General features: G+C 26.7%; 7 protein-coding genes. All 7 read right to left on the bottom strand.

The window, feature by feature from the left end:
* A partial coding sequence (gene ptsP, locus Q4E08_RS07145; protein ID WP_303129674.1) for a phosphoenolpyruvate--protein phosphotransferase occupies positions 1–1,354 on the bottom strand: 1,354 nt, incomplete at its 3' end.
* A 439-nt stretch (positions 1,355–1,793) separates the two neighbouring features.
* A complete protein-coding gene (gene yjeM / locus Q4E08_RS07140; RefSeq protein WP_303129673.1) occupies positions 1,794–3,293 on the bottom strand; it encodes a glutamate/gamma-aminobutyrate family transporter YjeM in 1,500 nt (499 codons plus the stop codon).
* A 363-nt stretch (positions 3,294–3,656) separates the two neighbouring features.
* On the bottom strand, positions 3,657–4,694 hold the full coding sequence (locus Q4E08_RS07135) for a ribonucleotide-diphosphate reductase subunit beta (RefSeq protein ID WP_303129672.1): 1,038 nt from the start codon (positions 4,692–4,694) through the stop codon (positions 3,657–3,659).
* A 22-nt stretch (positions 4,695–4,716) separates the two neighbouring features.
* Positions 4,717–6,990 carry a ribonucleoside-diphosphate reductase subunit alpha gene (locus tag Q4E08_RS07130; RefSeq protein ID WP_303129671.1) on the bottom strand — a complete coding sequence of 758 codons (2,274 nt, stop codon included), beginning with the start codon at positions 6,988–6,990 and terminating at the stop codon, positions 4,717–4,719.
* 227 nt (positions 6,991–7,217) lie between these two features.
* Positions 7,218–7,574, bottom strand: a complete 357-nt coding sequence (locus Q4E08_RS07125) for an arsenate reductase family protein (RefSeq protein ID WP_303129670.1) — start codon at positions 7,572–7,574, stop codon at positions 7,218–7,220.
* A gap of 56 nt (positions 7,575–7,630) precedes the next feature.
* Positions 7,631–9,496: a HAMP domain-containing sensor histidine kinase gene (locus Q4E08_RS07120; protein ID WP_303129669.1), complete on the bottom strand. Its 1,866-nt coding sequence runs from the start codon at positions 9,494–9,496 to the stop codon at positions 7,631–7,633.
* Complete coding sequence (locus Q4E08_RS07115; RefSeq protein ID WP_303129666.1) at positions 9,474–10,157, bottom strand: response regulator transcription factor; 684 nt, start codon at positions 10,155–10,157, stop codon at positions 9,474–9,476. Before Q4E08_RS07115 ends, Q4E08_RS07120 begins: the two co-directional genes overlap by 23 nt.
* Positions 10,158–10,202: the final 45 nt, after the last annotated feature.

The following is a 10,202-nucleotide window of genomic DNA, read 5'->3' as shown; positions in this document are numbered from 1 at the left end:
TTGTTCCTATTGAGAAGAAATCAACTTCTTTAGCTAATTCATCAGCCATAACAGCAGCAGCTGGTATTTCTACCATGATTCCCCATTGAATTGAATCTGAGAATTCTTTTCCTTCTGCTTTAAGTTCAGCCTTACACTCTTCAACAACTTCCTTAGCTGATCTGAATTCTTGAATTCCTGAAATCATTGGGAACATTACTGCAAGATTTCCGTATACTGAAGCTCTAAGTAATGCTCTTAATTGTACTTTGAATAATTCTTTTCTATCTAAACAAAGTCTAATTGCTCTATATCCTAAGAATGGATTCATTTCTTCTGGTAATGGTAAATATGGTAAAGTCTTATCTCCACCAATATCAAGAGTTCTTATAACAACTTGATTTCCATTCATCTTTTCTAAAACATATTTATATGCTTCATATTGCTCTTCTTCTGTTGGAGCACTATCTCTATCCATATATAAAAATTCAGTTCTAAATAGTCCTATTCCATCTCCACCATTAGCTAAAACACCTTCAACATCCTCTGCTTTTCCAATGTTTCCGCAAACTTCAATTCTTTTTCCTGATTTAGTTACTGTTTTAACTTCGATTAACTTCTTAAGTTCTTCTTGCTCTTTTAAGAAAGCTTCTCTTTTTGATTCATATTCTTTAACTGTAGCTTCATCTGGATTTATAATAACAATTCCTTCAATACCATCAACTATTATTGAGTCTCCAGTTTTAACTGATTTTGTTATATCTCCAAGACCAACAACTGCAGGAATTTCTAATGTTCTAGCCATAATAGCTGAGTGTGAAGTTCTTCCTCCAATGTTAGTTAAGAAAGCTACAACTTTACTTCTATCTAATTGAGCTGTATCTGATGGAGTTAAATCTTCAGCAACAACTATAGTATTTCCTTCAGTTATTGCAAAAGCATCTCCGCCTTTTCCAGCTAAGTTTGAAATTATTCTCTTTGAAACGTCTTTTATATCAGCTGCTCTTTCTCTCATGTAAGCATCTTCCATTGATTCAAATATCATAACGAAAGTATTTGTTACATTTTCAACAGCTTTCATTGCATTTAAGCTATTATTCTCTATTTCCATAGCCATAGCGCCTGTAAATTCTGGATCATCAAGTAAAGTTATGTGTGCCTCAAACACAGCAGCCTTTTCTTCTCCCATTTCAACAGCGGCTTTAGCTTTTATTCCTTCTAGCTGCTCCCTAGCTGCATCTAGTGCTTTTTGTAATTTTTCTTTTTCTGCGATTACATCTGTGATTTTCTCATCTGTTATTACTATTTCTTCATGCTCTTGTAAGAATACTTTTCCTATTGCGTATCCTTTTGAAGCAGCAATACCTTTTTTCATAATAAAACCCTCCTTAATTATGTTACTTTTCTGAAAATTAAGTACATAAAAAAAAATGTTATCTAATAACTAATCTTATGATAACTTTTACAATGTTAAGTACAACCTTTAATAATTATATCATAATTTATCGACTTGTTAAGACATATTATAATTTTTTTTGTCATTTATTATAATATTTAATACACATATTGTTGTAAATAATTTCATTTTATTGATTATTATTAAATTTATACAATTTTTATTTATTTTTTTAAATTAATACAATATATAGTTGTTCTATACTACATTTATAATATATATCTATATGTTATATTCTACTCAAACTAATACTTTTAATGTAATCTTTTTATTTTTTATAAAAACTTTTATCAATAATAATTCATTAAACTTTAATGTGCACAATAAAATTATAATTTTATTGTGCACATTATTTAAATTAACCTAATTTCTTTTTCTTTCTTTCATATCTATCATATAAGATTATTGCAGCTCCTCCAAATACTATTGGTCCTGCTATTTGGAATATTGTAGCTACGTAATCCTTTGATTCTATAATTGGTTGTATTATAGTGAATATATTTGCAAAAGTTATTGTAATAACAACAATTATTGTCCATATAGTTGTTGATGTATGTGTTTTAAACACTTCAAAAGGTTTATCTATATCCTTATTTTTCTTAAATGGGATAAATGCTAATGCTATAAACACATAAGGCACTGTCATTGCAACATTTCCCATAAGTATTAAGTAGTTTAAGAACTTAGATACTGATTCTCCACCAAAAGATGTAATTAATATTATTGCAATTACTATAGCACATTGAACTATCATAGCATTTCTTGGCATATTATTTTTATCAAGAACTACCCATGACTTTGGCCATATTCCTTTTGGAGTTCCTTCTATAAGTTGCTTAAGTGGTGAATATATAATTGTAAAGAATGCTCCCATTAAGGCTAAGAACATTGAAAGTCCTATAAATCTTGCAAATATACTATACAATATGTGACATGTTGATGCTGATAAATGTAAAGCCTGACCTAATGAATATCCTAAGTTACCCATTACTATATATGCTACATTTGCCATATTAACAGTTTTATCATTTAAAGCAACATTCCAGTTAGTAAAAAATCCTACACATAAAATTTCTATTGAATACGCTGTTGCAATAACTATAGCTGAAATTTTTATTCCTTTAGGGAATGTTTTTTCTGCATCTTTTGTTTGGTCAACTAAACCACCTATAACTTCAATTCCACCATAAGCAAATATAGCAAAAACTAAAAATCCTAAAATTCCTATTGGTGATTGGTATGATGGATTAGGTGATGAAACTAATGCATGTGCATCTATTGGTTGTGCAAATTTAAATCCATTTAAAGCAAGAATTATTATTGATATTATAAATAATAATATGTTAGCAAAAGCTGAAAAAGCTCCTCCTATTGATGTAACTTTTGTTATTTTATTTAATCCCTTTGATGCTGTAAATGTAATGACAAGAAGTAATATTACTGCAAATATTGCCATTGTCTTTGGTGCACTTAATCCAAATATTGATAATGTTGATGTTCTATCTATACCAAATACTAAATTTGATAATGGAACCCATATTGATGAAGAAACTGATACCATCCAAATTATATTTGATGCATACCACATAAATGTAACTATAAATGCATACTTTTCTCCAACTGACCTATTCATCCATGAGTAAATACCGCCTTTTTCTTTTCTAAATGCAGCTCCATATTCACACATCATAAATGCATATGGTATAAAGAATGTTATAGCAGATATTATGTACCATGGAATAGCAGCATATCCCATAAGATAATACGCTCTAGCTATATTAGTAAATCCAAATACTGATGTAAATATCATTAAAATTAATGATATTAAAGTTAACTTTTGACCTTTTCCATCACTCATAATTATACCCCCAAAATTTATATAAATTCATTAATTATAATTTACACAATTTATTTAACCATAATTTTTATTTAATCATATTTTTTTAATAAAGTTATCTATTTTTATGAATATTTATTTTCAATACACTTTAATTTCACAAACTTCAAATTTTATTAATAAAAATCATTATAATTTTGATAAATTAATTTTTATCAACACAAATATTTTTAATTTTGTGGGTAATATATTTTAATTTGTTAATTATTTATTTAAACAAGGAACGCTATAATTTAATAACATATTTATAAGTTATTGATTTTTATTCAAGCGCAAAAAAGAACTAAATTATTTTTATAATTTAGTTCTTTTTATGAATATCTTTTATAAATCATCAATAAGTGTTGCTGCTTTTGCATACGCAGTTGATTTTGCTTCAAAGAAATCTGTTTTAACTGAATTAGCATTTGCTTGTCTATCCACCCATTCTGCTGGATTATTATCATATCCTTCATATAATTTAGGAAGTCCAATTGCTATTAATCTTATATTACCTAAATATTTTATATAGCTTTCAATAAGATTTTTATTTATTCCTTGTATAGTATCACCTATTACATAATGTCCCCAAGCAATTTCATTCTCTACACCTATTTTCATCATTTCAATTAATTCTTCTTTAAGTTCTTTTGTAAATATTTCTGGCTCTTCTTTTTGAAGTTCTCTTATAATATTTCTAAATAACCAAAGATGAGTATTTTCATCTCTATTTATATATCTTATTTCTTGAGCTGAACCTGGCATCTTTCCGTTTCTTTCTAAATTATAGAAGAACATAAAACCTGAATAAAAATATACTCCTTCTAGTATATAGTTAGCCATTATTGTTCTTAATAAATTATGTTTTGTTGGTTCATTTAAAAATTTATTGTATTGATCTCCTATAAATTTATTTCTTTCAAGAAGTATCTTATCATCTTTCCATTGATATAATATTTCATTTCTTTTCTCAGGTGAACATATTGTATCTAACATATAACTATAACTTTGTGAATGAACAGCTTCTTGGAAAGCCTGAATAGTTAAACAAAGATTAACTTCACTTGCAGTTATATAGTTATTTATATTAGAAAGATTTGCTGTTTGAATTGAGTCTAAAAATATTAAAAATGATAATATCTTATCATAAGCAGTTCTTTCTTCTTCTGTTAACTTCTTATAGTCTTTTAAGTCTTGTGCTAAATTTATTTCTTCTGGAATCCAGAAATTATTCATACCTTGCCTGTACCAATCTGATACCCATGTATACTTCATATTATTAAAATCATTAAGATTTGTAGTATTTCCATTTATCATTTTCTTTTTTGAAGTTTCTGTATCTCCAAATTCATTGAACAATGGTTTTTTATTTATATCAAACATTTAGTATTACCCTCCTAAAATTCTATGCAGAACAACTTTCACAATCTGATACTTCTAGTGATTTACTTCTTACATAATATATTGACTTAACTCCAGCCTTACACGCATCTATATAAAGGTTCATTATTTGTCTCATTGTATAATTAGTTGTTATATAAAGATTAAATGATTGACCTTGGTCTATATGTCTTTGCCTTACACCATTCATTTCTATACACCATTTTTGATCTATATTATATGCTGAATTATAATACCAATAAGTATCTTCTGAAAGATTTGGTGCAGTCTTTGGAACTATACTACCTTTTTTCTCTTCAAGCCAAAATCTTGATATTACAGGATCTACCCCTTCTGAAGTTCCAGCTAAAGTTGCAGTTGAACCATTTGGTGCTATAGCCATAAGATATCCATTTCTCATACCATAAGTATTTATTTCTTCTCTTAGTTTATTCCACTTATCTGAAGTATATCCTCTTAGCTTAAAGTAATCTCCATTGTCCCAATCTGAACCTTCAAATTCACTATACCTTCCCTTTTCTTTTGCTATCTTCATGCTAGCTTTTATAGCATAATAATTTATATTTTCATAAACTTTATCAGCAAATTTTCTATGTTCTTCAGCAGTAAAGTGAATACTATTATTTGCAAGCATATGATGATAACCTGATGTTCCAAGTCCTACCCCTCTATATTTTTTATTTGTTATTTCTGCATAAGGAACTGAATAATAATTTAAATCTATAACATTATCCATAGCTCTTATCTGTGTTTCAACAACATATTCTATTTCTTCTTCTCTTGTAAAATCAATATTTCCAAGAACTATTGATGAAAGGTTACATACAACAAAATCTCCTGATTTAGTTTTTTCAACTACAATTTTCTCTCCATCTTCATCAATTATTTCTGCTTCTCTTATATCCATGGCACTCATATTTTGCATTATTTCTGTACAAAGATTTGATGAATATATCATTCCTTTATGCTTATTTGGATTCATTTTATTTGCTGCATCTCTAAAGAATGCAAAAGGTGTTCCAGTTTCAGCAGCACTTTTAATTATTAAACGTACTATATCTTTGACTTTCATTATACGCTTATCTATTCTATCATCATGAACACAATCATAATATCTTTTTTCCCATTCTTCTCCATAAAAATCTTCTAAAGAATATCCTTTAACCTGTCTTATCTCATGTGGGCACATCATGTACCAATTAGCATCTATATCCTCCTCTGCAAGTCTCCAGAAAAGATTTGGATAACAAAGTGCTGGAAATATATCATGAGCTTTTTTTCTATCATCCCCATTATTAGTTCTTACTTGTAGAAACTCTGGTATATCTTTATGCCAAGCATCAAGCCATATAGCAACTGAACCATTTCTAACTCCAAGTTGATCTACTGCTATTGCTGTATCATTAAATAGTTTAACCCAAGGTATTACTCCGCCTGATGCTCCTTTAAATCCTCTAATAGGTGATCCAAGAGCTCTTATTTTCCCAATATAAATTCCCATTCCGCCACCAAACTTTGATACTTCAGAAAAATTATCTAATGACTTATATATACCTTTTAAACTATCATTTACAGTATCTATAAAACATGAACTTAATTGATAGAAAGGCTTTCTTGCATTTGCCATTGTTGGAGTTGCCATTGTTGCTTTTAATGAACTTAAAACATCATAAAATCTCTTTGCCCAATATATTCTATTTTCTTTCTTTTCTGGAATAGCTAAATGCATAGCTATTCCCATAAACATTTGCTGTGGTAACTCCAATACCTTTCTATTAAAATCTTCTATTAAATATCTCTCACTTAATAACTTTATTCCACTATAAGTAAAAAGAAAATCTCTTTCTGGTTTAATTTCTTTTTCTAATTCATATATATCTTCCTTTGAATAATTTTCAAGTATATATTTACCATATAACTTTTCTTCCGTTAACTGTTCTATAAATTTATATAAATTGCTATATGGATTTTCATCATTATTTAAACCTCTATTACTTTTTACTTCATCATAAAGCTTATGAACATATAGCCTTGAAGCTACATTTTGCCAATCTGGTTCCATATCTGTAGTAAGCTCTAAGGATACCTGAATTAATGAGTTCCTTATATCTTTATATCCCATATTAGGTCTTATTATTAAATTTAACTTTTCTTGTAATCTTTCTATTGTATATATATCCGATCTATTATTAATTGACTTTATTCCTATCTCACAAAGTTCACGTATTATATCCACTAGCCTTCTCCTCCAACTATATATAGTATATTTATATTGCATTTACTCCAAACCAACACAATATATTGACTAATATATTATAGTTTTTATAATTAATTGTGTAAAATTTTATAAAGGTTGCTATACTGTTATATCACCTCTTTTTATTTAATAATCTTTAAAATTCTCACTATTTTAATAATCTTTATCCTTTGACAATTTAAACTATAAGATATTAATTATTTACTTACTAATATAAAAAAGACCCATAACATTATGGATCTTTTCTATTACTTTAGCTTTTCTTCCCACTCAGCTTCTTTAAAACCAACTAATACTTCATTATCGCCTATAATTAATGGTCTTTTTACCATCATTCCATCTTCTGATAATATATCTAAAAGTTCATCTTCTGATAAAACTTTTACCTTATCTTTCATTCCCTTTTCTCTATACAATACTCCACTTGTATTAAAAAACTTTTTAATCTCTAAGTTACTCTTTTTAAGCCATTCTTTTAATTCTTCTTTACTTGGGTTATTAAGTTTTATATCTCTATCTTCAAAATCTATTTTATTTTCTTCTAACCATTTCTTTGCTCTTCTACAAGTTGTGCATTTTGGATATTCTACAAATAAATATTTCATATTATCACTCCTTAAATAAATATTATTTAATATTTATTATTAATATATCACATATTTTATTTAATCTCATCTATTTTTGTATAATTATCTCCATCAAATGGTAAGAAAACATATATCTTGAATAAATCACCATCTCTTTTAATTCTAGTAACTCCATTATGAAGTTCTACTATGCTTTTTGTTATTGCAAGACCAAGACCAGAACCTTCAACAACTGAAGTTCTAGATTTATCCCCTCTTGCAAACCTTTCAAACATTTCTGTTTCATCAAATTCCATTTCATAATTTGCTACATTTTTAAATGAAATTAACGCACCATTTTCTTCTTTAATTATAGAAACATATACCCTTGTTTCTTCAAGAGAATATTTAAGTGCATTTATTACTATATTTTCAATAACTCTTGAAATCATTATTCCATCTAAATCCATTATTATTTGGTCTTCTTCACACTCTACTTTAAACTCAATCTTTTTATTTTCATATAAAGATGAATATTCACCTATAACTTGATAAATTAAAGAAACTATATCTATTTTTTCTTTTTTAAGTTGTATTTTTCCTGAATTTATCTTTGATACTTCAAATAAGTCTTCTATAAGTGATTTTAATTTATTAGATTTTTTCTCTAATATCTTTAAATAATCTTTTCTTTCTTCATTTGATATTCTATCATCTTGAAGAATATTTACATAATTTATTATTGATGTTAATGGAGTTTTTAAATCATGAGAAACATTTGATATAAGTTCTGTTTTTAACCTTTCATTTTGAAGTGCTTCTTCAACAGCTATATTATATCCTTCTTTCATTTTATTTATATTTTCAATTAATTCTCTAGTTTCTCCGCCTCCAATTTCTTTTATTGTATGCTCAAAATTACCATCATTTATTATTTTAAGGTCATCTTTAATCATTCCGATTTCTATATTTCTTTTTATTGAATACAATAAAACTATCATTTGCAACGCAATAAGTAAAAAACTTCCTTTAAAAGGATATGCTGCAAAGAAATTTACTATTATATTTTTTTCTGTTCCACCAATTGCTAAAAGATATAAGTACACTATATAAAAAATTATACTTATAACTATTGCTGTTATTAAAGTCCTTCTAGGTCCTTTATATTTAAATACATGTTTAAATACATATATTATATCTTTTATTATATTACCTCTTATTAAAACTTTTCCTTTTTTACTTAAGAATACATATAGTACTTTAAATATTAAAAATACATCTATAAGAATCATTATTATAAATAAAATAAACTCTTTTATATATGAATTTATTTTATTTACATATTTAATTTCACTTGTGTAATATATTTCTTCAAAGTTCTTAAGTATCTTTCCTGAATACTCGGGTAGATTATCATCAGGGTCGTTAATTAAATCATTAAATAAATTAACATTATTGCAACTATATGTAATTATATGATCTCCTTTATATTTTTCCTCAATAACTTTATAAAGACTATCACCTTGAACCTTTTTTACGCCTTCAAAAAACGGATCATTTGTAAATATATCATCATTATATTTATTTCTTATTATAAAATAAATCCCCTCTGGTAATTCTTTTTGAGAATTACTTTTTGAGTAAAAACTATTATTAAAAATTTCTTTTCTTATTTCATCCTTTTGCTGTTCTGTTGAATATAATAACTTTTTTAATCCATCAGTTCTGTCATATATATCTTTACTTAAAGACTTGCTGTCTGCTTTTAATGAATTTTTGCAAAATGTACTTCTATCAAATACAGCTTCTATAACTCCAGTACCAGATTTAGTACTAGGGCTATTTTTATACTTTATTAGTGCATCCATACATATTCCTGTTATTACAATTACCAATAAAATCTCTATAAGCCAGACATTATTAAAGTATTTTTTTACTTTATTTTTCAATCTTATATCCAATTCCCCATACCACCTTTATATACTCTGGGTCTTTTGTGTTAATTTCTATTTTTTCTCTTATTCTTCTAATATGAACTGTTACTGTATTTTCACTTTTATAAAAAGGTTCTTCCCAGACTTTTTCATAAATTTCTTTTATTGAAAAAACTCTTCCAAGATTAGATGCTAAAAGTAAAAGTATCTTATATTCTGTTGCTGTAACTTTAATCTCCTCTCCCCTAACTCTAACACTTTTAGCTATAGTATCTATTTCTAAATCTTTTACCTTTATAAAATCTTTATTATCTACTGATAATGGATTCTCATATCTTCGAAGCTGTGATTTTACTCTAGCTACTAATTCTAAATGATTAAACGGTTTTGTTATATAATCATCTGCCCCTACGTTTAATCCTAATATTTTATCTGAATCCTCACCTTTAGCAGAAAGCATTATTATAGGAATATTATTATTTTCTCTAATTTTTAAGCACGTCTTTATACCATCTAATTTAGGCATCATTATATCAAGAATTATTAAATGCACATTTTTTTCTTCTAAAATTTCTAATGCTTCAATACCATTACTTGCATTAAATACATTTAAATTTTCACCTCTTAAGTAAATATTTATTGCATCTCTTATTTCTCTCTCATCATCTACTACTAAGATATTATACATATTAAAATAACACTCCTTCCTTATATTTATATTATCGTAATTTAG

It is taken from the genome of Clostridium sp. (assembly GCF_030532265.1).
Lineage (GTDB): Bacteria > Bacillota > Clostridia > Clostridiales > Clostridiaceae > Clostridium.
Note: the sequence above shows the minus strand (reverse complement) of the source record. Positions and strands in the feature narration are given on the sequence as shown.

Bases quoted from the DNA above. Each gene is read 5' to 3' on its own strand.
- yjeM (WP_303129673.1), bottom strand. From the start codon at position 3,293: ATGAGTGATGGAAAAGGTCAAAAGTTAACTTTAATATCATTAATTTTA.
- Q4E08_RS07135 (WP_303129672.1), bottom strand. From the start codon at position 4,694: ATGTTTGATATAAATAAAAAACCATTGTTCAATGAATTTGGAGATACA.
- Q4E08_RS07130 (WP_303129671.1), bottom strand. From the start codon at position 6,990: ATGCAATATAAATATACTATATATAGTTGGAGGAGAAGGCTAGTGGAT.
- Q4E08_RS07125 (WP_303129670.1), bottom strand. From the start codon at position 7,574: ATGAAATATTTATTTGTAGAATATCCAAAATGCACAACTTGTAGAAGA.
- Q4E08_RS07115 (WP_303129666.1), bottom strand. From the start codon at position 10,157: ATGTATAATATCTTAGTAGTAGATGATGAGAGAGAAATAAGAGATGCA.